The 25,618-nt window shown below is 37.8% G+C and carries 21 protein-coding genes; 16 read left to right on the top strand and 5 right to left on the bottom strand.

What is annotated here, in order from left to right; genetic code table 11:
• The first annotated feature begins 268 nt into the window (after positions 1-268).
• The 6 genes from Q0983_RS19590 (at position 269) to Q0983_RS19565 (ending at position 5,675) form a co-directional block, all read left to right on the top strand.
• Positions 269-565, top strand: coding sequence for a GIY-YIG nuclease family protein (locus Q0983_RS19590; RefSeq protein WP_299556803.1), 297 nt, complete (start codon positions 269-271; stop codon positions 563-565).
• A gap of 297 nt (positions 566-862) precedes the next feature.
• Positions 863-1,465 (top strand): GNAT family N-acetyltransferase, encoded by a 603-nt coding sequence (locus Q0983_RS19585; protein ID WP_299556802.1) that lies wholly within the window; start codon positions 863-865, stop codon positions 1,463-1,465.
• Positions 1,466-1,506: 41 nt separating this feature from the next.
• Entirely contained in the window at positions 1,507-2,694 is a 1,188-nt protein-coding gene (argG, locus tag Q0983_RS19580) for an argininosuccinate synthase (RefSeq protein ID WP_299556801.1), read from the top strand.
• Between the two features lie 18 nt (positions 2,695-2,712).
• Complete coding sequence (locus tag Q0983_RS19575; protein WP_299556800.1) at positions 2,713-3,777, top strand: M20/M25/M40 family metallo-hydrolase; 1,065 nt, start codon at positions 2,713-2,715, stop codon at positions 3,775-3,777.
• A gap of 1 nt (position 3,778) precedes the next feature.
• Complete coding sequence (argH, locus tag Q0983_RS19570) at positions 3,779-5,125, top strand: argininosuccinate lyase (protein WP_299556798.1); 1,347 nt, start codon at positions 3,779-3,781, stop codon at positions 5,123-5,125.
• A 106-nt stretch (positions 5,126-5,231) separates the two neighbouring features.
• On the top strand, positions 5,232-5,675 hold the full coding sequence (locus Q0983_RS19565) for a hypothetical protein (protein ID WP_299556796.1): 444 nt from the start codon (positions 5,232-5,234) through the stop codon (positions 5,673-5,675).
• 127 nt (positions 5,676-5,802) lie between these two features.
• Here the strand turns inward: Q0983_RS19565 and asnA are convergent, their stop codons facing one another.
• The gene (asnA, locus tag Q0983_RS19560) at positions 5,803-6,810 is read right to left on the bottom strand and encodes an aspartate--ammonia ligase (RefSeq protein ID WP_299556794.1); all 1,008 of its coding nucleotides are present in this window, start codon (positions 6,808-6,810) and stop codon (positions 5,803-5,805) included.
• A 456-nt stretch (positions 6,811-7,266) separates the two neighbouring features.
• The gene (locus Q0983_RS19555) at positions 7,267-8,700 is read right to left on the bottom strand and encodes a PQQ-binding-like beta-propeller repeat protein (protein ID WP_299556793.1); all 1,434 of its coding nucleotides are present in this window, start codon (positions 8,698-8,700) and stop codon (positions 7,267-7,269) included.
• 801 nt (positions 8,701-9,501) lie between these two features.
• Between Q0983_RS19555 and Q0983_RS19550 the strand changes: the two genes are divergently transcribed.
• The 4 genes from Q0983_RS19550 (at position 9,502) to Q0983_RS19535 (ending at position 18,173) form a co-directional block, all read left to right on the top strand.
• Positions 9,502-10,182, top strand: a complete 681-nt coding sequence (locus Q0983_RS19550; RefSeq protein ID WP_299556792.1) for a hypothetical protein — start codon at positions 9,502-9,504, stop codon at positions 10,180-10,182.
• 456 nt (positions 10,183-10,638) lie between these two features.
• Positions 10,639-13,899 carry an RHS repeat domain-containing protein gene (locus Q0983_RS19545; RefSeq protein WP_299556791.1) on the top strand — a complete coding sequence of 1,087 codons (3,261 nt, stop codon included), beginning with the start codon at positions 10,639-10,641 and terminating at the stop codon, positions 13,897-13,899.
• A 28-nt stretch (positions 13,900-13,927) separates the two neighbouring features.
• Complete coding sequence (locus tag Q0983_RS19540; protein ID WP_299556790.1) at positions 13,928-17,749, top strand: DUF6443 domain-containing protein; 3,822 nt, start codon at positions 13,928-13,930, stop codon at positions 17,747-17,749.
• Positions 17,739-18,173, top strand: a complete 435-nt coding sequence (locus tag Q0983_RS19535) for an MlaD family protein (protein ID WP_299556789.1) — start codon at positions 17,739-17,741, stop codon at positions 18,171-18,173. The genes Q0983_RS19540 and Q0983_RS19535 overlap by 11 nt, the downstream gene beginning before the upstream one ends.
• 37 nt (positions 18,174-18,210) lie before the next feature.
• Here Q0983_RS19535 and Q0983_RS19530 read toward each other — a convergent pair whose 3' ends face one another.
• The gene (locus Q0983_RS19530) at positions 18,211-18,555 is read right to left on the bottom strand and encodes a helix-turn-helix transcriptional regulator (protein WP_299556788.1); all 345 of its coding nucleotides are present in this window, start codon (positions 18,553-18,555) and stop codon (positions 18,211-18,213) included.
• A gap of 163 nt (positions 18,556-18,718) precedes the next feature.
• Between Q0983_RS19530 and Q0983_RS19525 the strand changes: the two genes are divergently transcribed.
• Genes Q0983_RS19525 through Q0983_RS19510 form a run of 4 tightly spaced genes read left to right on the top strand, consistent with a single transcriptional unit; the run spans position 18,719 to position 23,337 of the window.
• Complete coding sequence (locus tag Q0983_RS19525; RefSeq protein ID WP_299556787.1) at positions 18,719-18,928, top strand: hypothetical protein; 210 nt, start codon at positions 18,719-18,721, stop codon at positions 18,926-18,928.
• Positions 18,892-21,453: a CHC2 zinc finger domain-containing protein gene (locus Q0983_RS19520; RefSeq protein ID WP_299556786.1), complete on the top strand. Its 2,562-nt coding sequence runs from the start codon at positions 18,892-18,894 to the stop codon at positions 21,451-21,453. Before Q0983_RS19525 ends, Q0983_RS19520 begins: the two co-directional genes overlap by 37 nt.
• Before the next feature lie 28 nt (positions 21,454-21,481).
• Positions 21,482-22,426: a tyrosine-type recombinase/integrase gene (locus tag Q0983_RS19515; protein WP_299556785.1), complete on the top strand. Its 945-nt coding sequence runs from the start codon at positions 21,482-21,484 to the stop codon at positions 22,424-22,426.
• Entirely contained in the window at positions 22,426-23,337 is a 912-nt protein-coding gene (locus tag Q0983_RS19510; protein WP_299556784.1) for a site-specific integrase, read from the top strand. Before Q0983_RS19515 ends, Q0983_RS19510 begins: the two co-directional genes overlap by 1 nt.
• Here Q0983_RS19510 and Q0983_RS19505 read toward each other — a convergent pair.
• Positions 23,312-23,437 (bottom strand): hypothetical protein, encoded by a 126-nt coding sequence (locus Q0983_RS19505; RefSeq protein WP_299556783.1) that lies wholly within the window; start codon positions 23,435-23,437, stop codon positions 23,312-23,314. The genes Q0983_RS19510 and Q0983_RS19505 overlap by 26 nt on opposite strands.
• 564 nt (positions 23,438-24,001) lie before the next feature.
• On the opposite strand from Q0983_RS19505, the gene Q0983_RS19500 reads away from it, so the two are divergent.
• On the top strand, positions 24,002-24,769 hold the full coding sequence (locus Q0983_RS19500) for an RHS repeat-associated core domain-containing protein (RefSeq protein ID WP_299556804.1): 768 nt from the start codon (positions 24,002-24,004) through the stop codon (positions 24,767-24,769).
• 15 nt (positions 24,770-24,784) lie between these two features.
• Positions 24,785-25,240, top strand: coding sequence for a carboxypeptidase-like regulatory domain-containing protein (locus tag Q0983_RS19495; RefSeq protein ID WP_299556781.1), 456 nt, complete (start codon positions 24,785-24,787; stop codon positions 25,238-25,240).
• A gap of 35 nt (positions 25,241-25,275) precedes the next feature.
• Here Q0983_RS19495 and Q0983_RS19490 read toward each other — a convergent pair whose 3' ends face one another.
• Complete coding sequence (locus Q0983_RS19490; protein WP_299556779.1) at positions 25,276-25,488, bottom strand: hypothetical protein; 213 nt, start codon at positions 25,486-25,488, stop codon at positions 25,276-25,278.
• Between the last annotated feature and the right edge of the window lie 130 nt (positions 25,489-25,618).

Here is a 25,618-nt window from a genome sequence, read left to right as displayed (position 1 = left end):
AGGCGGGCCCTACGGGAAAAATATATTATTCCAATATGTCTTTGCTTCATAAACAGAGCTTCTTTCTAAAAAACCGCATCTGGATACAAAGTGCAATCCATTAATAATAAGCTTATTGCATAAATCTGTCATTGGCAGCGAAGTGGAGTTGGACTTCGACAAATTTAGCCACCGGGACCAGGGTCATTGAGCGAAGTGTAACGGAGTCGAAATGCCTGTATCATTAAATTCCAAGATAGACTTTTCTGGATTAGTGGAATAAACTTATATGAAAATCTATTATTTATACATCTTACAATGTTCTGATGGAACATATTATACAGGAAGCACCAGAAATTTAGAATTTCGTATAAATCAACATAATACAGGTTTAGGGGCAAACTACACACGTAAACGTTTGCCGCTAAAACTTGTATACTATGAAGAATTTATGAGGATTGATGAGGCATTTTACAGGGAAAAACAAATTCAAGGCTGGAGCCATAGAAAAAAGAAAGCTTTGATTGAAAGGAATTTTCATAAGCTAAAGGAATATTCTAAAAATACACCTCGACAAGCTCGGTGACCGGAGTTATTGGGCGTAGCATAGCAAAGTCCTTTAGTTTTATGACCATATAATAATTATAAGCTAAACTAAAGGCTGCGCTCAGAATGACACTCTATAATGACATATCGAACAATAACGAAATACTTTTTAATCTATTTATTCCATTAACTAAGAATTGTCTCCCCTTTTACAATCTGTAATTTTTATTAAAAATGAAAAAATATACAAAAATATTTGCATATAAATACAATAATTCTTTCCTTTGCCAAAATTATTTGCAAAAACATGCATAATATTGCATAAATTTTAAAGAGAATGTATTTATTTAAAGAATTTAAAATTGAAGTTGCTAAAGAAGAGCATTTGATTTATGCTTCTCAGATTTCAGCCATGATAGAACAAGCTGCCGTTGATAAGATGGTGGGGTTGGCTTTACGGTCTGCCGAATATATTGCTGAAAAGATGAAGGAGCAAAAAGCTGTGATTGCTCTTTGTGGCGAGAAGCTTGCAGGTTTTTGTTATATCGAATTATGGGGAGGAAAATCCTTTATTGCCAATTCGGGACTAATTGTTGCGAAAAAGTATAGAAAGACCGGATTGGCCAAAGAAATTAAAAGTTATGTTTTTAAGTATTCCAGAAAGAATTTTCCAAAAGCCAAAATATTTGGTTTAACGACAAATCCGGCAGTGATGAACATCAATACATCCCTAGGCTATAAACCTGTAGTTTATTCAGACCTTACGGATGATGATAAATTTTGGGAAGGCTGTTCTTCCTGTGTTAATTTTGATATCCTTCAACGTACAGGTCGTTTACGATGCCTTTGTACAGCTATGTTGTTCGATCCTCTTGAATTTAATATTGAGGATGAGAATAAGCTGAGCAGGCAGGCATGTTTAGCTCACCAGGAATTATAGTAAATGACTTATTCCACCTAAGGTGGATTAATATAAAAATTATGGAAAAAGAAAAAGTTGTATTAGCATACAGTGGAGGCTTGGATACAAGTTTCTGTATAAAATATTTATCTGATGAATTAAATCTGGAAGTGCATACTATTTATGCCGACACTTATGGTGCAAATAAAGAGTTCAGGCAGGAACTAACACGAAAAGCGTATGCGGCAGGTGTTACATCCCATCACTATATAGATATTCAACAAGAATTCTACAATAAAGGAATTAAATACCTGCTTTTTGGGAATGTAATGAAGCATCAAACATATCCTTTATCGGTAAGTTCTGAAAGAACTTTTCAGGCCATAGCTGTTGTGAATTATGCAAATGAACTTGGAGCAGCCCTTTTAGCTCATGGTTGTACAGGTGCAGGAAATGATCAAATCAGGTTTGATCTGGTATTTAAAGTATTAGCTCCTGATAAAAAAATTCTTAGTCCGGTTAGGGATTTAAATTTTAGCAGAGAAAAAGAAGTTGAGTATCTCAAAAATAAAAATGTAAACATTGATTTTTCTAAAGCTCAGTATTCCTACAACGAAGGAATATGGGGAAGTAGTATCGGAGGGAAGGAAACTTTAAATTCTAAAGATTTTATTCCTGAAGATGCATGGCTTTCTCAATGTAATCAGGAAACAGTAGAAGAACTCAATATAGAATTTAAGCATGGGGAAGCAGTGAGCTTAAATGGCCAATCTTTATCACAATTGACATTGATTCATCAATTGAATGAGATTGGTTCCAGGTTTGCTGTTGGCAGAGGACTCCATTTAGGTGATACCATTATTGGCCTGAAAGGAAGAATCGCATTTGAAGCTCCTGCGGCCCTGATGCTTATTAAAGCTCATGAATTACTGGAAAAACATGTGTTAAGTAAATGGCAGTTGCAGATTAAGCATGATATGGCCACTGTATATGGAAATTTACTTCATGAAGGATTATATCTGGATAGTGCAGCGAGAGATATTGAGAAATTTTTGGAAAGCACCCAGTCAAAAGTGAGTGGTATTGTAAAAATCAAGCTTAAACCCTTCTCCTTTGAAGTGATTGGTGTAGACTCTCCTTTTGATCTGCATAATAATAAGTTTGGCGAATACGGGGAAGAAAGCAAGCTGTTCAATGCTTCGGATGTGAAAGGATTTATTAAACTTTACAGCTTACCCATTCAATTACAACACTCCGTAAATCCTTAACAATACAACAATAGAACAATGAAACAATACAACATAAATAACTTAACCGAACATGCAGTCGATCTTTTAAAAAGATTAATAAAAGCCCCTTCTTATAGTGGAAAAGAAGAAATGGCTGCAAAGCTCATAAAAAATGATTTAGAATCAAATGGAGTGAGGTTTCTTGAAAAAGGGAATAATACCTGGACCTATGTTGCCAAATCTGACAAGCCAAAAATACTGCTGAATTCACATATTGATACCGTCTTCCCTTGTTCGGGCTGGCAACAAAGCCCGTTTGCAGCTGTTGAAGAGGACGGTAAGATTATCGGATTGGGAGCTAACGATGCCGGAGGAGCATTGGTTTCTTTGTTAATGGCATATTATACCCTAAAAGATATGGACCTGGATTTTGACCTGATATTTTCTGCAACAGCTGAAGAAGAAATTACAGGTGCAATGGGTATAGAATCCATACTTCCATTATTGGGGAATGTTGATCTGGCAATAGTTGGAGAACCTACATCCATGAAACTGGCTACCGGAGAAAAAGGATTAATGGTTTTTGATATTAAATCTGAAGGGGAAGTTTGCCATGCAGCACATTTTCAAGGCCAGAATGCTATTGATCATGCGATTGCAGATATTCAAAAATTGAAACAAATCAATTTTGGAGATCAGCATGCAAAAATGGGAGCAACAAAACTTTCGGTGACTCAAATTCTTGCAGGCAAGCAACATAATGTTACTCCCGAAGAATGCTGCATGGTTGTAGATGTCAGAACCAATGAATTGATCTCTAATAAAAAAATATTAAAAATAGTACAAAAGGAATTGGAGTCTAAGGTTACGGCCAGGTCAACCAGACTGAATGCCTCTTTTATAGATAAAAAACATCCAATTGTCCAAATCGCTAATGACCTGGAGATTGAATGTTTTATTTCAAATACAATATCTGATCAGGCTGTAATTCCATTTCCTTCAGTAAAAATAGGGCCCGGAGATTCCTTAAGATCTCATACTGCCGATGAATTTATTTATATAGATGAAATCAAACACGGCATTGAAACTTATATAAAAATCCTGTCAAAGCTGAAATTATAAGATGGAAAAACTATGGGCAAAGAAAGCTAAGTTAAATTCTTTAATTGAAGAATTTACTATAGGCGAAGATAAAGAAACAGATTTACACCTTGCAAAATGGGATGTGTTAGGAAGCATTGCACATGTTAAAATGCTTCATCAGGTTGAATTGATAGAGGACTATGAGTGTGAACTCATCCTGAATGAATTGAGCCATTTATTGCTCCTTATCAAAACGAATCAGTTCAAAATCGATGATGGAGTAGAAGATGTGCATTCACAAATTGAAAGTCTTTTGGTTAAAAAGTTAGGTGCAATAGGAAAGAAGATACATACCGGCAGAAGTAGAAATGATCAGGTTTTACTTGATATCAGGTTGTATATGAGAAATGAACTGGAAAAAATTATAAAGCATATTCAATCTTTATTTAATGCTTTTATTTCAAAAAGTAATCAATATAAGAATGCTGAAATGCCCGGTTATACTCATTTGCAAATTGCCATGCCTTCCAGTTTCGGTTTATGGTTTGGGGCATTTGCCGAAAGTTTGCTTGATGATTTGCATCAGATGAAATCAGCCTTTGACCTGGTAAATAAAAATCCTTTGGGTTCTGCGGCAGGCTATGGTTCTTCATTTCCTGTATGCAGAGAAACCACCACTAAGCTTTTGGGATTTGACGATTTTAACTATAATGTTATTTATGCCCAATGGAGCAGGTTAAAAGTTGAAACTGCTGTGATGAGTGCGTTGTCTTCAGTTGCAACTACCATCTCCCGTTTTGCAGGTGATGCATGCTTATTTATGTGTGGCAATTTTGGCTTTATTGAATTGCCCGATGAATATATTACAGGCTCTTCTATCATGCCTCATAAAAAAAACCCGGATGCTTTTGAAATTTTAAGAGGGAAAATGAATGATATTAAAGTCCATCTCTTCAGATTAATAAGTAATACTAACAATCTTAATACCGGCTATTTCAGAGAATACCAATTGCTTAAAAAGCCATTGATTGATTCCTTTGAGGAAATGAAAGAGTGTTTGAAAATATCTAAAATACTGGTTGATGAAATCATCATCAAAGAAAATATTATGGATAATGAAATCTATCATCAGATCTACAGTGTAGATGAAATTGATGTAGAAGTAAGAAATGGAGCCCCATTCAGAGAAGCGTATCATATCGTTTCGGAAAAACTGAAAAACAAAAAGGCATTAAAACCAAATAAAATCAAGCATTCGCTTTTGGGGAGTAAGGATAACCTTTGCAACGATAGAATTGAAAGTAATTTCAATAAAATACTGAGCCGGTTTCCCTTTGAGAAAATAAAAACAGCTTACAGCGATTTAATGGCTTATTCTATGGTTTAATAATTATATGTATAAAAATGTGCATATAATTACAATTTTGTGCTTGTAGTCCGCAAACTTGTATTAATTTTGTAGGTTCATTATTGTAATAACCGGTATTTGAGTTATGAAAGAAAAACCACAAAGACTACAAAGGATAAAAGATATCTTAACGAATCAGAAGATTTCCGGACAGGAAGAATTGTTAAATATTTTGCTTGATGAAGGTTATGATTTAACACAAGCTACATTATCAAGGGATTTAAAGTTTTTAAAGGTAGCAAAGACGGCTGATGAGAATGGGAACTACCGTTATATTGTACAAACTGAGCTGAATAAGCCCCATTCATTGGAAAGCGGTTTTTTGTCGGCAAGTTTTTCCGGAAATATTGTGATCATTAAAACATTGCCGGGATATGCCAATCCTTTGGCTGTTTTGCTGGATAGTCACGAGCATGAAATGCTGGTTGGGTCAGTTGCCGGAGATGATACCATCTTTATGGCAATGAATGAAGATTATCATGACCGGGAAACAGTATTGAATTTTATTAACTCAGTAGTTAAGGGATAGATCTACCTTATTATATTAAAAGAGGCTCAGTAATACTGTGACCTCTTTTTTTATGAATCAAAGTTAATTATGAATTATGGATTCTAAATTATGGATGTTGGACTAATTCATAATCCATAATTTATAATTAAAGAAGTGCGACTCCTTCTTCAGCAAGTTCTGCCTTAATTGCATCCGGCCAAACGCTTACCTGTACTTCTCCAATGTGGGTCTTTCTCAACATAAACATACATACACGTGATTGTCCTATGCCTCCGCCTATACTCTGCGGAAGTTCATCTTCCAATAATAGCTTGTGGAATTTAAGTTCTGCTTTTTCCGGGCATTGTTGTATCTCTAATTGTCTCTTTAATGACTTCTTATCAACTCTGATCCCCATAGATGAAATTTCAAAAGCACATTTCAATGTTGGATGCCAGACAATAATATCCCCGTTTAATCCGTAAAATCCGTCTTCGTTTTTGGTGCTCCAGTCATCATAATCAGGAGCTCTGCCATCATGTGGTTCTCCATCTGAAAGTTTTCCTCCTATTCCGATGATGAACACGGCGCCAAATTTCTCCGTGATTTTATCTTCTCTTTCTTTCGGGCTGAGTTCAGGATATAACTTTAATAATTCTTCTGCATGAATAAAAGTAATCTCTGATGGTAAACATGCATCTATTCCCGGATATTTTTCCGAAATTTTTTGTTCGGTAGCTTTTAAGGATTCATAAACCTTTTTTACAGTTTCTTTTAAGTAGTCCAAGGTCCGGTCGGTCTTAAACATATGTTTTTCCCAATCCCACTGATCGACATAAATTGAATGTAAGCGACTGTAATCCTCATCCGGGCGCAATGCACGCATATCCGTGATAATTCCCTTTTCTACTTCTATGTTTAATTCCGCAAGTCTCATTCTTTTCCATTTTGCCAGGGAGTGAACGACAACTGCCTGTTCTTCCTGCATGGATTTAATGGGAAACTTCACAGGCCTTTCAATTCCGTTTAGGTCATCGTTGATTCCGGTTTTGTCCATTACAATGATTGGAGCAGAAACAGGGGTTAAACTTAATTTTCGTGATAATTCATCTGTGAATGTTCTTTTTACATAGCTGATTGCTTCTTCTGTTTTAAGTAAACTGATTGTTTTCATTGTTTATTGATTTTTATTAATTGTTTATTCTTGTTTTTGATTTCCGGGGCGTCGCCCCTCGGGGCGACACCCCGGAAAATCGTTTTCTTAAATAAAAAAAGCTTCCCCCGCGGAAGGCGAGAGAAGCTTTAGATATATAATACAATAGCAATACTACTCTCCTTTAGGGTGAGGAATTATTATTGTTATTATTATTTACAAATTGTTTTATCATTTCTACATTCTTTTTTTGAGGTGTCACCTTAAGGTGACACCTCAAAAAAAAGGCCTCCCGAATCCGGAAGGCCTCTGCTAATTTCTTTTTATGTTATATTTTTAAACTGCAATAACCTCCCTTTATCCTAATGTATTATTAGAATTATTATTAAGGTTATTGTTGTTTAAAAGGATCATGTTTCTTTGTTCTTGTGCTACAAAAGTAATTGTTTTTTTTTAACAATGAAGATTTTTTAAAAATTATTTTCCGAAACAATACAAATAGCCATCTCTGGATGCACAGTAAATCTTACCATTGTGAACGATAGGTGTCGACTCGAAAGCGGCTGTATATTTGTCCAGCAGTTTGAAATTGAGTTTCTGGTCATACTCAAATAAATAAAACCCATCATAGGTGGCTGCAATAATTTTGCTACCGGTCATGATTGGTGTGGAAATCGATGGGCCCACATAATATTTGAAGACTAAATCAGGTGCCGGGTATTTATGTTTTAGATTTGGTCCGTCATTTTGAATGCTATCCACTATTTCTTCATGGCTGACAACATACAAATATCCATCCAGTCCGATAAAACTGGCTAATGACTTTTCATGATATGAAATGTATTGATCATTTACCGAAGCAGAGCCTATGATCCCTCCTTCCCAGCCTTCAAAATTAATACTGTCTGTAGGAAACCACCATACAACAGCTTCAGTTCCTTCTTTTTCCGGGTCCAGTTTAAAAACCCCTCCATTCCCTTTTATATATTGTTTTTCGCAAGTAGCTAAAATGCAACCATCTCTTGTAACTACTGTAGAACCGTCAATATCCGACCCTATATCAAACCGCCAATCCAGTTCACGTGTTTTTAAATTATAGCCATAAATATGCCCTGATCCGGCAGCAGAATATATTTTATGGTTTAACAGGGCAGGGGAAGATTCGGTAACTACATTGTTTTTATGTTTTTCGACATCTCCTTTTTCCCATAAAGGATGTTCTTCATAAATTACCGGCTGAAGCATTCCATCTTTCATTTTTGCTTTTCTCCAATCCGGGCTGAAAACGGTGAAATAAGCATTCTCTAATCCAATGTATGCCGTATCATTGATGAATAATGCAGACCCGTCCACATCACGGCTGTAGCTGGGGCCCCACCTCACATCCAACCTCCATAATTCTTTTCCTGTGATATAAGATATGGCTCTATAGCTTGGAATATGTTTTGAATCCAGGTAATTCCCGATTCCTAAGCGGCTGCCCTGAAGTATGACCCATTCCTCTTCTTTGGTTTGAGCATTTTTATTATGCCAGATTGAACCTGTTCCCTTCACTACATCATCAAATTTATATTGCCAGACAATTTCCCCGTCGGATGCCCTGATCTTTTTTAAATGATGATCATAGGCCCCCTGAATTAAATAAAGTACTCCATCTTCCTCTACCAATAAGGGCTGGCCTGTCCAGCCGGCACCTTTCCATTTTCGTTCCCCTTTGGCTCTTGAAATGACGGTAATGCCTTCTCCTAAATAATGTTTCCAATGAATCTCAAGATTATCAGGAGCTTCATTTCCATAATAGTTTCTTTCATAATTGCCCAAAAATGTATGTATCAGGGGCCTGACAGTATCCTGGGTGAATGCTTCTGTACAGATGAAGATAAGGGGCAGTAGAAAAAATACTTGCTTCATTTATTTAACTGTTTAGCCGGATGTAAATGTAGCAAAAAAGGATGTGCTTAGAAGCATTATTTTGCATCAAAAAAAATTGAAATTCCCTTTTTGAAAATTTGTTTTAGGTATTTAGAAAAAATAAATCGCAAAAACAAAAATGTTTTATGCGATTTCAATTTTCATAATAGGGTAAATAAAAATATTTATGCACTTTTTTTTAATAATCAGCAAAAACATTTTTGAATGGAGCGATTTTGAAAAATAAATCGGCTGATTCAAAATTATTTTATGGGTTTTTATTTCAAAATAACCCCAAACATTTTGGTTTGTGCTGTTCATTTTTCTAAATAGGTTTGCGTAAGTTGGATATACCATATTTGAAAAATGTTGATTTTTGTAACTGTTTGTTTTAGAGTGTTTTTGCTCGTTTTGACAATCCCCGTGAATTTTAAATCTTTAATAGAGAAATTATCCTTATTAAAAATTAAAATTTATGAATCATGAAACAAAAAATCTTATTAAAAAACTGTTTAAGGTTCTTTTTAAAGAGAAGAATTCTTAAACTCAGAGTATTATTTGTAATACTGCCTTATACAAATACTTATGCTCAGGATAATTACAACCTAATTGTAAAATCACCTGCAGCTTCACAGCTACCAATATAAACATAGACTAAGGGATCATAAACATAAAATTATACTTCATTTACGACAACGCTAATATTCAGGGAGTATTATTCAAATGAGTATTAGAGACAAAGGTTAATCCCGCTAATTAACGGGATCGGACGATAGCTATAAACACTTAGAAACTAAAACTATGAGACGTATTGATTCATTTTTCAAGCTAGCTTTTGACAAAAGGAAAATTGCCGATGCCAATTTAATTTCCTTCACTAAAGATCACATAAAACGTTTAAAAGAGAATAATCATCATAAAGGGTATCATAAGATCATCCTTAAAACCGGCGTTCTTTTAGGCCAATATCAACAGCTTATTAAGCACAAAAAATTGGCAATGGACGAAAGAAAAAATCAAAACCTAAAGGTAAAATTTTATTTTGAAGAAATAAAAGATGCTACAAGGAAGCTGGAAGCACTCATGCGATATCAGGATTCAAAGTATTCAAAGGATTATCAATATTTATTTCCCGGTCAGCTCAGCGAGATCTCAAAATTCAATAAGATTACGATTAAAAATATATATGAAAGGATACAGGCCTTTTTAAAACACCATGATGAAAACAGTAATTACAAGAAACACTACGACAACATTCTACTGTTATTTAGGAAATATTTTGAACAACGAAAAGAACAATATATAATCAATGAAGAATTTAATAAACTCATAAAATTAAAAAAGCAAAAATGTATTGAATTGTCAAAACAATTGCAAAAAAACATTTATATTATTGCCATCCATATGATCGACAATGCCGAAGTTGCCAATACCCTTTTTAATGAGAGGCTGTTATATAAGAAAGAAGCCCGCAATTCATAAAATCGTTTTCCTGATTTTATATCCTCCCCCTATGCTATCATAGTATCTACTCTTATGCTATCATGATATTTACCCCCATGCTCTATTTTGGAGAGTACTATAAAACTTTTTTTACCCCATGCTCCATTTTAGAGAATGCTTATTTATTTCTATAAACATCATTCTCCATTTTGGAGAATGCGATAAAATTTTTTTGAAGGCATTCTCCAAAATAGAGAATGGCATAAAATTTTTTTGACAGCGTTCTCCATTTTGGAGCATAGGGTAAAATTTTAAAAAAAGCGAAATCAACAAGAATAAAACAAGCGTAAAATCCTATATACCAATCGCTTGAATGAATTTGTGTTTTTCTTCTTCTTTAACAAACTTTATTAGAGAATTTCATTTAAGCTGAAAATTCACTTTTCGCAAAACGAAGAAACAAACGCCTCGATATAAACTTAAAAACCTAAACAAATGAAAAAATATTTTTATTGCATTTTCTTAATGCTTGTAGTATTACTGTTTTCAATGAACGAGGGTTTTACTCAATCCTTCCAGGACAAAATTCCACAAGTAAAACCTATTCCGCCTGATGCGGCGGCTTTATTTAAAGTACTGGAACGGCCTATCGGCACTTTTACAGGGACCGTGCCGGTCAGTTTTCCCCTGTGTGAAATAGGTAGTGGCCCGCTCAAAGCATCCCTCTCGCTAAATTATAACAGCACCGGAGGCATACGGGTCGAAGAACTGGCCAGTAGTGTAGGGCTCGGCTTTAGCCTGAACGACGGGGGTGGCCGTATCACACAGATCGTGAGAGGGCTGCCCGATGACCATACGAATGGCCTGCTCACTAATCCTAAAACCCCTTCTAATTTTAATTGTTTCGATATGTATGATCTGTATGCTTCTTCCCTTCCTTACGAGCTAGATCTTGAACCCGACATCTTTATGTACAGTTTCAACGGCCAGAGCGGTAAGTTCTTTTTTAAAGAAGACAAAAGTATTGTGATGATGGAGAATACCGGCATCAAGATCGAATACGATACCACCTCCACCCCCGGCAACGGCATCCGGCAATGGATCATTACTGATGAGCAGGGGAACAAATATTACTTTGGAAAAAACAAAGCCGGCACTACTAACTATTACATCCCCAATATCTATCAATACCAAAGTATGAACAACCCCAGTACCAGCGATGGTATTTCTTCATACTCCTGGTTTTTGACAGAGGCTTACGACATGAACGAAGTGAACAAACTCACCTATACCTATGTAAGCTCGGGAGATATGTTTACCACCTTTTCCGGAGGTTTTATGATATTATATAAATTAGCGTTTGAGTGTGGTGGCTTTCATATCATTCCCGATGAAGCAGTGGTGAACACCAGTGCCGGGGAATATTTAATATCACGCATAGAAGATAATAAAGGCAACTACCTACAGATCAATTCTTCTGGAGATCGTGAGGATGGTTATTCGAGAAAGGTAAACAGCATTTATGTATACAATCCGGATAACAGCCTTAAAAAGAGGATTGTCTTTAATTATGATTATTTTAATGATTGGTCCAGTGACCCCTTTGTGAAACGGCTTAAATTGAAAGATTTTGCAACACTGGGAGCATCGGGTAACGACAGCCTGGTATACCGTTTCCACTATGATGAGTCCCACAATATGCCCAGCCGTCTTTCATCCAAAGTGGATTTCTGGGGGTTCTATAATGGGCAGGCAAATTTAAGTTTTTACCCCAATGTAGTATTTAAAACCGGTTCGGGATTTGTAATCCGAAGAACAAACGGGAGTAACCGTAATGCTTATGCCTCTTATGCCAAAGCCAATATTTTAACCAGGATCACTTACCCCACGGGTGGTTATCGTGAGTTTGAGTACGAGGGCAATACGGCATTAACGCGTTTTAACATCAATGAATACCACCCTGACCCGGCCTATACCCAAAATCAATATTTTACAGAAACAAATTTCAGCCATGCGCCTCCGCAGGTGCCCTCTTTAAAACGTACATTCACGGTAAACAGTACCGATGGAGGAGCCGCCTTTAAATACTGGCTCAACGATATCGGCTTTAGTTGCAATGATTACAGGGTAAAGATCTTCAAAACCCCCAATCCGGGCGATTTGTTCGGCGGTTTTGAAGTACACAGCTTTTTAAACCAACCCCAGGGAGAATACAGCCTGGTTAACGGCTATTACCGCCTGGAAGTCTATAAAGACGAATTTTGTACCCTCGGAAGCATTGACTGTTCATGGGACGAATGTACCCAAAGTACGACAACGATTGCAACGCCTTACGGCACCTATAATGCCAACAATCGTAATGTGGGCGGTGTCCGTGTAAAAGAAATACGGGACTACGACCCGGTGAGTGGAAAAATCAATAAAACAGCCTATCGCTATAAATTGTATTCCACCGATTCTACTTATACCAGTGGTTTATTGATCTCCCAGGTAAAAATAGTATCCCTGCAACATCCATCTGAAGTGGAATGCCGCTATTACCAATTGTCACCTTCCAGCAGTTATCCGCTGGCCTCGGAAGGAGGGTCTTACGTGGTCTACCCCGAAGTACGGACCATTGAAAACGGCAATGGCTGGATCGATCACTTTTACAGTTATGCTGAAGATATACTCCCTACTACTTTTCCCTATGTGCCCCCTATCGATAACAGTTCATTCCGGGGACGTTTACGCGCGGAAAATATCTATGACAATCATGGGAATTTGCTGAAAAAAACTACCCATTCCTATGTCGGGTTACCCACCAACATCAGCATACAACAATCCCAGCAAGGGTTGAAGGTCAAACCGTACTGGTTCCGGGCTTTTCATACCCCTAGCTGGTATGAATATGATTATGGCCAAGGCATTTTACCTATCCTAGGTGCATGCAATTCGTATGGCATCAGGGGTTACCCTTATGCCCTGTCCCAAACGATTGACTCCACCTTTGACCAGGCAGGAGTTCATGTACAGAAAACCAACTATACCTATGATCACTCCTATAAAGACCGGCTGTTCCTTAAACAAGTCAAAACAAGGGTGAACAATGCCGATAAGGAAATGGACTACAAATACCCCTTTGACCCTACGCTTGATTTTACTTTTGGCCTGAGTGGAGCAGAACAAACAATCAAGGGAGATTTGCTGGATAGACATTACATACAGCCCCTGGAAGTGCTGAATACCCTAAAACCTGATGGCGGTTCGGCTAAAATTACCGGTGGACAGAAATACAGTTTAGCTTATGATGCTTCCAATCTATTCCTTTCAAAAGCACGTTCTTATACTTCCCTTACCGACTATACGGAACTAAATTTTAGTGAATATGATGATAAAGGGAATTTGCAGGAAAAATACAAAACCGATGATGTAAAAGAGGTTTACCTCTGGGGGTATAATGGGAATTACCCCGTAGCAAAAGTCGTGGGAAGCAATTATACAACTGTCAACGGTTGGATCACACAATCCATACTGGACAATCCAGCCAATGATGAAGCCTTGCGCAACCACCTGAACATTATCCGTACCAATTTATCCGGTACCGATGCACAGGTCACCACTTATACCTATCAGCCCGGGGTAGGCATCAGCTCAATAACAGACCCCAAAGGTTATACAAGCTATTACGAATATGATGTCTTCGGACGTTTGCTCCACATTAAAGATGCTGATGGTAATGTTTTAAAAGCATATGAATATAATTATGGACAGTAGGTTAGATATTAAACAAAAAACTAAAAAAATGAAAACAACATATAAATACAAACTATTCGCATTAACAATCGCTTTGTTACTGTGCTTAGGGCTACAATCACAGAGCCTGCAAAATATTACTTTTTTGGATCCGCCCCTGGTTGAGCTGCCTAAAGAAGGGGGAGCCGTACCTGTATACTTTTATGCCCCTATGAGCTATAATGAATATGAAATGATGGACTTTCTGTTCTGGGAATCCATGAACTGGAACGGTGACCTGGATTTATTCCTGGTCCACTCCACCCCCTTTGAAGGCACCTTCATCGTCTCGGCACCCGCAAACCCCGATCCTGTGGATAGGTTTCATTTGCTTGACTTTGGTTCTGTGCAATTATTTATTGTACAGGCAGCGGCTACTCCTGTTCCTCTAGAGCAGTTCAATGTATCGGGAAGTGGACAGGTGATCAGTGGTAATGGCCTGAACATTTACCTGGACGGATCAGAAACCACGGTAAGCTACCGCCTGAAAAAAAACGGTGTAACCATAAGTACCCTGGAAGGGACAGGCCATCCGCTCACTTTTTACGGGATCACCCAGGCAGGAACCTATACCATAGAAGCTTTTAAAGCTTCCAGCACTCAAAATATGATTGGGTCAGCTATTGTGAGCGTATCAAGCGAAGCTTCTTCCCTGAGTTTATCATCTGCGAATAACTATGTTACGGCATATGATCTGAAAGAAGCTACAACCCAACATTCTAATGCTGAATTAATCGTAACCCAATCATACTTTGACGGGCTGGGACGCCCCATGCAAAACCTTGCCGTAAAAGCCAGCCCCCTGAGTAAGGATATTATAAGCCCGATCAAGTATAACAACCTCGGGCGCGAAACCCGGCAATATTTACCTTATGTAGATGCCGATGCTAATAAAGGAAGTTATCGCAGTGCCGATGAAAGCAGGCAGGCAGGATTTTATGCCGGGACTTATAACCCCGTTTCGGGAATTGCCCTGGATGCTGCCCCCTATAGCGACCTTACTTTTGAACCTTCTCCACTAGACCGCGTAGTTGAACAATACGGCCCCGGAGAGGCCTGGCGCACAGCCGGCAAAAGCCAGGATACCGATTATGAGGTTAACAGCAGCAGTGATCAAATAAAACAATGGGCTATTAGTGGAACCACAGTTAGTACTTCGGCAAATTATCCTGCCGGCGATTTAATAAAAATACGCCTGACCGATGAAAACGGTAATCAGTCAGCCGAGTTTACCGACAAAACAGGCAAAGTGGTTTGTAAAAAGGCTGAAGCCGGAGGAGGTACCTGGCTGAGCACCTATTATGTGTATGACAACTTTGACCGCCTGGCCTACGTAATTCCGCCCAAAGCCATCGCCAACAGCTATACTGAAGGTACAACAGCTTTTAACGAACTGCTTTATGCCTATCATTATGACGGCCGCGGGCGCATGATAGAAAAAAAACTTCCGGGTGCCGGATGGGTATACATGGTCTATAATAAGATCGATCGTTTAATATTAAGCCAGGATGGAAAACAGCGTGAAAGTGGGGGTACCCAATGGTTGTTTACCAAATACGATCAACTTGGCAGGGTTATTATGACCGGAACCATTAATATTTCAGGTACACGTGCATCGGTACAATCAACTGTAAATGGAGAATCTAACCTTTGGGAAAGCCGTAATGGCAGCAGTTCAACACATTATTATACTTCTGTGGCCTATCCACGCAGCAATAGTGGCAGCAATTATGAGCCCCTGGGCGTCTATTATTATGATAGCTATGGCTTTGATGCAAGCCTGCCTTACCAGAATGTTTATGGCATCAGTGAAAGCACTATGATCAAAGGCCTGGCCACCGGCAGCAAAGTAAAAGTACTCAACACGGGGATATGGCTAAGCAGCGTGGACTATTATGATGACAAAGGACGGATAATCCAAAACCGACGGCAATTATACGACGGCTCCAACGGAGGCCGGGGAATCACCAGTTTTAAATACAACTTTACCGGACTGGTATTGCAGCAAAAGCAAAGCCAGACCTTTAACGGCAATACAACCACCGTTGAGCAATGGAATACTTATGACCATATGCAACGTTTAACAAAAACCGAGCAGGAAATCAATGGGGCCAACCGTACCACCATTGCACAAATGCAGTATAACGAACTGGGGCAGTTAAAGCAAAAAACACTGGCAGCAGGTTTGGAAGCTACAGATTATACGTATAATATCCGTGGTTGGTTAAGCCAAATGAACAACCCCGATAATATGGGCAATGACCTGTTTGCCCTTAGGCTTTTATACAATGAAGACACTGAAATTGCTAACCTGACTTCTACAGATCAATTTAACGGGAATATATCAGGGATGATCTGGAACGAGAAAGAATTCAGTGGTTCTTATGTTAAAAAGGGCTATGGCTTTACCTATGATAAACTGAACCGCTTAACGGGCTCCGATTATGGAGAAGGCAGTAGTTTTTCATCCAATGAAAACCATTATAATGAATATGACATAACTTATGATAAAAACGGTAATATAGAAGCCCTTAAAAGGCGAAACGCTTCCGGGCTTATTGATAATCTTACCTATAATTATCTAAACGGCGGAAACAAACTGAACTATGTAAGTGATGCAACGGCAAATGCTGCCGGTTTTGCTGATGTAGCCGGAACCGACTACGCTTATGATGACAATGGAAATTTAAAACAGGATAATAACAAAGGCATTAGCAATATTGCGTATAATTTATTAAATTTACCCCAGACGATTACAAAATCAGGAAGTTCTTTAACATATTATTATACGGCAACAGGAGAAAAGGTCTGTAAACAGGTTGGGGCTGTTAAAAGGTATTATGCAGGTGGTTTTGAATATGACAACTCTAAAAACCTTGTTTTAATCCACCACCCGGAAGGGGTTATAGAGAAAAGTGGTTCTACATTTTCTTATGAGTATTTTATTAAAGATCATCTTGGAAACACTCGTATCGCATTCAGACCGAATGGTGGCAGTAAAACGCTAACGCAACGGGTAGTTTATTATCCTTTTGGACATACAGCTGAGCAGGAAAACTCCAACTCTAACCAATATCTTTATAATGGTAAAGAGCTGCAAGCTGAATTGGATTGGTATGATTATGGGGCCAGGTTTTATGATGCGGTGATTGGAAGGTGGCATGTACAGGATCCTCTTGCAGAAAAGTACTTTTGGACAACCCCATACAGTTATGTTGAAAGTAATCCAATTGTTTTTATTGATCCTAATGGAGAAGACAAAGTTGTAGCAATTGTTTATAATAAAAGAAGAACCCCTGACAAAGATTTATGGGCAGTTCAAGTATCTTATGATTTAGACAAGGAACAAGGAAGCTATAAAGGAATGATAAGAGGTAAAGATTATTCTGGAAATTTTCAAGGAAAATTTAACGTAAAAAACAAATCTAATTTCATAAATGCTAATTTATTTACAAAAGAAGGTGCTATAGGCTTATATCATGATTATCAAAATGGAGAGTCTGATTATGGTTTGATGGATCCTAGTTCAGATGTTACATTTGATAGCAGATGGACAGAAGAAGGCACGAAACTTCCGACATCAATAGCAACTTCTATTGCAGATGCATTTGATATTTTGAATGATGTAAGCATTGGAGATTTGCCACTTGGAGAAAAAGGTGCTGATGCTCTAAATGAAAAATTTAAAGATTATAATGGTACCGTTGAACATATAAAAGATAAAGACGGAAATCATTCTTTTAGGTTTACTGTCAAAGGAACGGATGTTAGTTTTATGATAGATTATATTATCACAAAAGATAAAGAAAAGAAAAAACAAGATGAAAACTAGAAGACTTATATTTTTTTATTTAATTGCACTTTCTTTTTTTGTTGCATGTACAAAAACCAATTCAATTAATGTTGTAGTTGATAATGTTAATGGATTAAATGAAGGAGATAAAGTAATTTGCAAAGGTAAAGAAGTTGGAAAAGTCTCAGATATATCTTTTGTTGGCAGAGATTTAAACATAGAGCTTCAGTTGCAAAAGGAATTTTTTATTCCTAAAGGATCTAAAATTTATTTAGTCAGTACAGATATATTAGGAAGTAGAGCCATATCTATTACATTAAGTGGCAGAAAAGAATATTATACTAAAAATGATACACTTAAATGTTATAACAAATCTGAAACAAAGTTAGATACTACATTAATGATTATTAACTCTGCAATAAAAGAAATAAAGGACTCTATTCCAAAACTTACCAAAAAATAAAGCTAAAAAGCCTCGGTTCTCCGAGGCTTTTGTCGTTTTATAACGCGGCAATATTTTTAAGTTTAATGGATTTTATAAACCCATCAATAACAGAAAGGATGTGGCCTTTATCTTCTTTATCCATTTTTTGTATCTCACTAAGCCGTTTAAGCATATCGGGGTCTTTAAATACATCGGCCTGTTCTACTTCTCCAAGTAAATAGCCAACGGTGGTATTTAATGTAACTGCAATCTTTTTGGCTGCATCAATGGAGGGCACCATCTCATCACGTTCATACCTTCCAATAACAGAAGTTGAAGTGTTCAATGCTTTTGCCAGTTCAGCCTGGGACATCTTACCTGCTTTGCGCAAAGCTGCTATTTTTTTACCAAATGTATCCATATCAAAAAGACTTTATAAGGGCTAAAAAGCCCCTGTATTTAGTTGTTTTACAAATATACAAACCTTATAAGGAATAAAAAAGTTGAATAAAGTTTTGTTATTTGAATTGTATTCGGTATTTTTGAACCGTATAAGAGCTAAAAATATTTTTTGAAAAAATTTTATGGAAAAGAAAAAAGAACGCAGGATACGGCTTTGCCGCTCACAAAGAAGGGCAACACTTGCCCCGGTCTTAACTCTGGAAGGACTATGGCTACAGGAACTGGGCTTTAATGTAGGTGACCTGGTAGAGATCAAACCCATAAACAACGGAATCAATATAAAAGTTATCGAAAAATGGAGATCGCACAAATCAAACAAAGGCTACAAATAGGAACCGTCCTAAACCACTACAACCTGAAGGCAAATAAAAACGGCATGCTTTGCTGTCCTTTCCACAAAGACGACAAACCCAGCCTTAAAATATACACCAAGACAAATACGTTTAACTGTTTTGGTTGCGCAGCAAATGGGGATGTCATCGAGTTTATCCAAAAAAAAGAAAATACGGACAAGCATACTGCAATCCTTAAAGCAAAAGAACTATTAAACACCAGCGAACCGGAACCGGAAACAGCTACAAGCTTACTAAAAGAAACCCATCCCGTCGTGGACATGCAACAAACCTTCACCGGGCTAAAACAAAGCCTTCAGCGCAGTAAAAAGGCAAAAGATTATTTACAGCAAAGAAGCATTGACCTTACGAAACATGAAATCGGCTATAACTCCGGCACTACTTACAACAGGATGAAATACTGTATAATCTTTCCTTTAAAAGACAGGCAAAACAAGATCACCGGTTTTTACGGCCGGAGCATCCTGGATAAAGAAAATGCGAAACACTTTTACCTAAAGAACAGATCGGGGCTTTATCCCCATTATCCAACCCCAAAAACAACTAAACTTATTTTAACCGAAGCCATCATCGATGCAGCCACACTTTTACAAATACCCGAAATAACCAATACCTATGAAGTATTAAGCTGCTATGGAACAAATGGGTTAACAGAAGAACACAAACAGGCAATCAGTGAACTTAAAAACTTAAAAGAACTCATCTTCTTTTTTGACGGTGATAAAGCCGGGGAAGCTGCGGTAAACAAATACCAACAAGAACTAAGCGAATTATTACCCAATATAAAACTATCCTCAGTAGAAACCCCACAGGGCGAAGACGTGAACAGTCTTTATGTGAACTATGACCAGGATGCAATCTTGCAGCTACTTGAAGAACGGAAACTTTTAATCGAACAAAACCCACTGCCCGTAAAAGGAAGGTTGAATACCCGAAACCCTGAGTTCATTACTTACATGACAAATGAACTGCAAATTGTTTTACTTGGCGGCATCAACCTGCAACAGCTAGACAGGTTAAGGGCAACGATAAAAATAACAAGAACAGGCAGCAAGAACCCACTTCACTCAATCCGTCACACTATCGATTTATACCACTCGGATTACCTTGAGAAATTTATAGGTAAAGCCTCAGAGCAACTTGAAACCGGCACAACGATTTTACGAACGGCACTTGCAGAACTGATCGATCAAATAGAGAGGTACCGTTTAAACCAGATCGAGAGTAGAAAGGAAAAGAGGCCACAAGAAAGGAAGCTAAGCCATCAGCAAGAACAAAGAGCGATAAACTACCTAAAATCCCCAAAGCTGATGGAGCGAACAGGACATGACATCGGCAAAACCGGAATGGTAGGCGAAGAAAACAACCGTCTATTAATGTACCTTGTTTTTACATCACGCTTAAGGGAACAACCTTTACATATTATAAGCTTAGGTGCAAGTGGAACAGGAAAAACTTATCTCCAGGAAAAAGTAAGCCAGCTGATACCGGAACACCACAAACTTGAAATTACCATCTTATCCGAAAATGCATTTTATTACTTCGGTCAGCAGGAGCTCAAAAATAAGCTCGTACTGATCGAAGATATGGACGGTGCAGAAAACGTCCTCTATCCACTTCGGGAACTACAAAGCAAAAAGAAGATAAGCAAGACCATTCCCATTAAAGACAGCAAAGGAAACCTAAAAACGATCACCTTAAAAGTAGAAGGGCCAATCTGTTTAGCCGGAACAACAACAAGAGAAAAACTCTATGAAGATAATGCCAACCGCTCCCTGTTAATTTATTTAGATAACAGTAAAACCCACAAAGAGCAAATCATGAAATACCAACGTAAACTATCGGCAGGCAAAATAAATACAAACCAGGAACAAGAAATGATCGAACGGTTTAAAGATATGCAGACCATGCTTAAACCAATCAAAGTACGCAACCCTTATGCAGAATACCTGGTGATCCCTGAACACGTTTTTAAACCGCTCAGGACAAATAGTCATTACCTGGCTTTTATAGAAACCATCACCTTCTACCACCAATACCAGAGGCGAGTCGCCTCAGACGATAAGACCGGAGAGAAGTACATTGAGACAACTATCGAGGACATCGAATGGGCGAACAAGTTGTTAAAGGATGTGCTTTTGGCCAAAGCGGATGAGCTGAGCAGGGAATGCCGCAGGCTCTTTGAAAGGTTAAAGACTTATCTAAACCAAAACAAAAAAACAAGCTTTTATAAAAACGAGATACGCAAGGCCTTTAGGATGAATCCCAACAACCTTAAATATTACCTGGTTCAACTGCTTCGCTACAACTACATAAAAATCGTTGGTGGCAACCGCCATAAAACAGGCTATGAATACGAGATCACAAACACCCTGGAATACAACGAACTCAACCAAAGCCTGGACAACGCTTTGGATGCGGCACTTAAAAACATTAAACAAAATCTGGTGGGTAGCGTGGATAACAAGCGGGTAACTGATGCAGTTATCCACTCAACTACTTAACAATCAAAACAAAACCCTTGGTGGGTAAATGGATAACCAAAATGCAAGGCACCCCCTAAATTTATCCGCCGTAGGAGGAAAAACCGTCATAATGGACATAAACGCCGTACTGAAAGAAAGCTTTAAAAAATGGCTGCAAACCCTGAACTATGCGGACAGTACCATCTATGGCTCGGTAAACTACATTAAAGACTTTTTCTTTTACCTGGAACAAAACGGAATCAGCAGCCTTGAACAAATAAGTAAAGCAGTTATTAATGATTATTACAATCACCTGCAGACAAGAAAGAACAAAAGGCAGACGGGAAGCCTATCACAAAATTATATCACCAGTAACATCAATGCATTAAAACGCTTCTCAACCTACCTGCAGCAAACAGGAAAAGCAAACCTTGAGATCGATATAAAAACAAGTACCAAACAAAACCGGCAAAAACTGATCCTAAATAAAGTAGAAATACAGGCCCTGTACAAAGCCTGCGGGAATGATCCCTTGGGAATCCGTGATAAAGTCATGCTTGACCTTTATTATGGTTGCGGGCTAAGAAGAAGCGAAGGAATAAGCCTTGATGTAAAAGATGTGTTATTAAAACAAAGGCTGATCTATATCAAAAAAGGCAAAGGTTATAAGGAAAGATATGTTCCAATCACGGGGCAAATAAAGGAAAACCTGGAAACCTATACCGGTATTACAAGGGAAGATCTTCTAAATGGAAAAAAGAATGAAGCTTTACTGATCAGTTCCCTGGGCAAAAGAATGAGCGGTAATGCCATATTGGAAAGGTTAAATAAACTACTGGAAAGATCAAGGCTAAATAAAGCGGTCGGGCTTCATTCTTTGCGCCATAGCATTGCCACACATCTTTTACAATCGGGAATGGCCCTGGAAGACGTGAGCCGTTTTTTAGGACATGCGAGTTTAGAGAGTACACAAATTTATACACACCTGTCCGCCGAAGGAGGATATAGTTAATGAGCTTTAAAACTTATCTTCAAAAACTTGGTAACGGTGAAGGCACCATCCGCCAAAAGTTGAATTATACCATTTATTTTTTTAACTGGCAGGAATCCGAACACCTGCAAATAGAAACGGTAAGATATAATGATCTTTTAAACTTTATTGACTACAGCAAGCTGGAGGGCAAAAGCATTAAGTATATCAACAGCACATTAAGGGCCATCCGTAATTATTACGATTACTTAAAACAAAGCAATCCCGACCTTACAAACCCTGCTGGTAACCTATACTTAAAAGGCACAAGGCATAAACTGCCTGCCGGCATCATTGATTACAAAGAACTGGAACTTATCTATGAAGCTTATCCGAATGGTACAAACAGAGAAAAGCGAAACAAGGTTATATTAGGACTATTAATTTATCAAGGCTTAACCACTGAAGAACTGCACCGGCTTAAAGCGGAATACCTAAAACTTAAAGAAGGTAAAATACTTGTCCCGGGAAACCATAGACGCAACAGCCGCACACTTGAACTAAAGCCCTTCCAAATACTGGAGCTCTATGAATATGTAAATGAAGTAAAACCAAGTATTATAAGAGAGATCGGGAAAGTAAGCCCATCAAGAAAGCCAAACCAAATCAATAAAGACCGGATCAATGAACAACTGTTTATAAGCATCAATGGAAGTGAGAATATAAAGAACAGCCTGCTCCATTTATTTAAAGAGATCCGGAAGAAATATCCGGAAGTTAAGAATGCAAAACAGATCCGTTCAAGCGTGATCGTTTACCGGCTAAAGAACTTTAACCTAAGACAGGTCCAGTACTTTGCAGGACATAAATACGTGAGCTCTACAGAACGTTACCAACTGAACAACCTGGAAAGCTTAAAGAGCAAACTTAAGAAGTACCATCCATTATCTTAAATCCCCAGGCTAAAAAATCCAGACGCCCTCCGCCTGTCGTGCTTCCCCTGTCTTTTTTAGCCTTCCCCACGCCATGCGCTTCTGTAATTTTTTTTGTCATGCCTTTTGTGCCGGCCCCAAGGCAGCCTATTGTTTTTTTCTTTTATATGAAAATATGTTTATAGGTAAAAGCAAAAAAACAAAACGCTGCCCCCGGCTGCAGAACAAAAGCCCCGCCAATAAAAATTACCCTAAGCTAAATAACATAACAGCTTCTTATAGGAACAGCCCCACAAGCCTGCGCTGCAATCCAAAGCTGCCCTATAAGGCAATTATGTTAAATAGCCCCTATGGCCGACCCGCCTCCCTTGTAGCAAACTGACGACCAAACCGCCAACAAAAAAGCATAGCAAAGATAAGCGCACTCCCCACTGGGCCCGACCCCGATAAAAAAGACAAGGCCAAGATGAATGGTGCATTAAAATGAAATAAAACTTAAAGGTAATGCACCAGCCTTGCTTTTTTGCCCCGTGACGCTTGGGGGAAATCGCAAGCTTTTTTGTTTTTGTTTTTAGCTGAAAAAATGAGTTCAATTAAAAAGAAAAAATACGTACTTTTGAGTGTAATGAACGTTCTTTAAAAAAGTGATTTTGGAGCGGGTAAGGCTTTGAAATGATGGTGAAAAATCGGCGTAAATTGGTATGATTATGGGGCCAGGTTTTATGATGCGGTGATTGGAAGGTGGCATGTAGTTGATCCGCTGGCGGAAAGACGTATTGAGTGGACTCCTTATGCATATGTTTTAAACAACCCTCTTTTACGTTTTGACCCTAATGGACTAACAGATTTTACCTTTAATAAGAAGACTGGAGAAATTATCCAAATTGGTGAAACAAATGATGAGCTAGATAGGATACTTAAAACAAATCGTAAAGGAGAAATTAAGTATAAAAAGAACGGAGAAGCTAAGATTGCAGTTGATGGTATAGCACAAGGGATTCTAAAAGACGGACAAAACTTCAAAGATAAAGACCAAGTAATCAGTGTTGGAGGAGAAGGTCAGCCTACAGTTGAAGGAGTTGAAGAATTTTCTTTAAAACTATCTGAATATGTAGGTACAGAAATTGGAGGGGCATACTTTACAAAAGAAGGGTCTAGTACGACAACTCATATGACAATAGGAAAGTATAAAAATAATTCTTTAAAAGTAACAAGGGGGCACGGTAATGCAGAAGGTGTGAGAAGTGGCTTGAAGACTACGGAATTAACCGCCTTTTTCCATACACATCCAAGTGAAGGAGTTAGCGTTTCAGATAGGACAAGAGCTTCGGAGCAAGATATCAGATCGAGGAATAGTGCACTTAAGCTAATGCCACATATGAGGTTTTTTATTATTACTGCTCCACTTAGGTATGATACTAAGTATAAGAAAATTGATTATACTGACCATTAAATAAATTTTGGTGTTATGAAAATATTGATGACCATATTAATGTTAACATCTTTTTTGTGTGTGAAAGCTCAAGATTTAACTCTAAAAGGACGAATTATTTCTGAAGATTTAGAAGCACTTCCTGAAGCTAAGATTTATAGTAATAAAGATGAATTACTAGGAACAACTGATATTGAGGGAAAATTTGAGATCTCCATACCAAATGATGTTTTGACACTATATATTAGTTACGTAGGAATGGAGCATACTGTAATTGAATTATCAGATGATTGTAATGTTTTAGAAGTAATTGTAATGATTGATGCTATCTACGATTTTATGTCCCAGAAAAGAGTAGATAGGCTTAGAAAGAAAAGATTTAAGAAGTTACCCAAATTACATAAGGAAGCATTTGAAAAAGGCTTATTTAAAACAGATAAGGCTTGTTATACACAGAAGTTTACTCCCTACAGTAAGAAAAAGCAAAAGTGATGTTTAAAACAAAAGCCCGGATCTGCCGGGCTTTTTTATTGCGCAAATTTTTGTTGTAAATCGGTTTTGATCAGAAAAGCGTCAATGAGCTCCTTAACAATCATCTTTCTGTCATTGGACAGTTGAGAAACTTTTTGAAACTGAGAAAGCAGCTCTTTATCAGAAATAGTGTTTTGTGCCTTATCATCCATCGAACCATCCATTAAAAAATCCCCGGTAACATCTAGTGCATTGGCCAACTTGGTCAATACATCAGATGTAGGTCTGTTCTCACCTCTTTCCCCGCTGCCGCGCGATTTTGCATCGCGTGGCCTGTAAACTATAATGGAAAACTAAAATTACAAGACATAAAGTAAAATGCTGATACATAAAAACGAA

Source organism: Seonamhaeicola sp. (assembly GCF_028281565.1).
In the GTDB taxonomy this organism is placed as follows: domain Bacteria; phylum Bacteroidota; class Bacteroidia; order Flavobacteriales; family Flavobacteriaceae; genus Seonamhaeicola.
Note: the sequence above shows the minus strand (reverse complement) of the source record. Positions and strands in the feature narration are given on the sequence as shown.

Coding starts and splice junctions, on each gene's coding strand:
- Q0983_RS19545 (WP_299556791.1), top strand. CDS start 10,639: ATGAAAAAATATTTTTATTGCATTTTCTTAATGCTTGTAGTATTACTG.
- Q0983_RS19505 (WP_299556783.1), bottom strand. CDS start 23,437: ATGACAAAAAAAATTACAGAAGCGCATGGCGTGGGGAAGGCTAAAAAA.
- Q0983_RS19535 (WP_299556789.1), top strand. CDS start 17,739: ATGAAAACTAGAAGACTTATATTTTTTTATTTAATTGCACTTTCTTTT.
- asnA (WP_299556794.1), bottom strand. CDS start 6,810: ATGAAAACAATCAGTTTACTTAAAACAGAAGAAGCAATCAGCTATGTA.
- Q0983_RS19550 (WP_299556792.1), top strand. CDS start 9,502: ATGAGACGTATTGATTCATTTTTCAAGCTAGCTTTTGACAAAAGGAAA.
- Q0983_RS19530 (WP_299556788.1), bottom strand. CDS start 18,555: ATGGATACATTTGGTAAAAAAATAGCAGCTTTGCGCAAAGCAGGTAAG.
- Q0983_RS19525 (WP_299556787.1), top strand. CDS start 18,719: ATGGAAAAGAAAAAAGAACGCAGGATACGGCTTTGCCGCTCACAAAGA.
- Q0983_RS19585 (WP_299556802.1), top strand. CDS start 863: ATGTATTTATTTAAAGAATTTAAAATTGAAGTTGCTAAAGAAGAGCAT.
- argG (WP_299556801.1), top strand. CDS start 1,507: ATGGAAAAAGAAAAAGTTGTATTAGCATACAGTGGAGGCTTGGATACA.
- argH (WP_299556798.1), top strand. CDS start 3,779: ATGGAAAAACTATGGGCAAAGAAAGCTAAGTTAAATTCTTTAATTGAA.
- Q0983_RS19515 (WP_299556785.1), top strand. CDS start 21,482: ATGGATAACCAAAATGCAAGGCACCCCCTAAATTTATCCGCCGTAGGA.
- Q0983_RS19540 (WP_299556790.1), top strand. CDS start 13,928: ATGAAAACAACATATAAATACAAACTATTCGCATTAACAATCGCTTTG.
- Q0983_RS19495 (WP_299556781.1), top strand. CDS start 24,785: ATGAAAATATTGATGACCATATTAATGTTAACATCTTTTTTGTGTGTG.
- Q0983_RS19510 (WP_299556784.1), top strand. CDS start 22,426: ATGAGCTTTAAAACTTATCTTCAAAAACTTGGTAACGGTGAAGGCACC.
- Q0983_RS19565 (WP_299556796.1), top strand. CDS start 5,232: ATGAAAGAAAAACCACAAAGACTACAAAGGATAAAAGATATCTTAACG.
- Q0983_RS19575 (WP_299556800.1), top strand. CDS start 2,713: ATGAAACAATACAACATAAATAACTTAACCGAACATGCAGTCGATCTT.
- Q0983_RS19590 (WP_299556803.1), top strand. CDS start 269: ATGAAAATCTATTATTTATACATCTTACAATGTTCTGATGGAACATAT.
- Q0983_RS19555 (WP_299556793.1), bottom strand. CDS start 8,700: ATGAAGCAAGTATTTTTTCTACTGCCCCTTATCTTCATCTGTACAGAA.
- Q0983_RS19520 (WP_299556786.1), top strand. CDS start 18,892: ATGGAGATCGCACAAATCAAACAAAGGCTACAAATAGGAACCGTCCTA.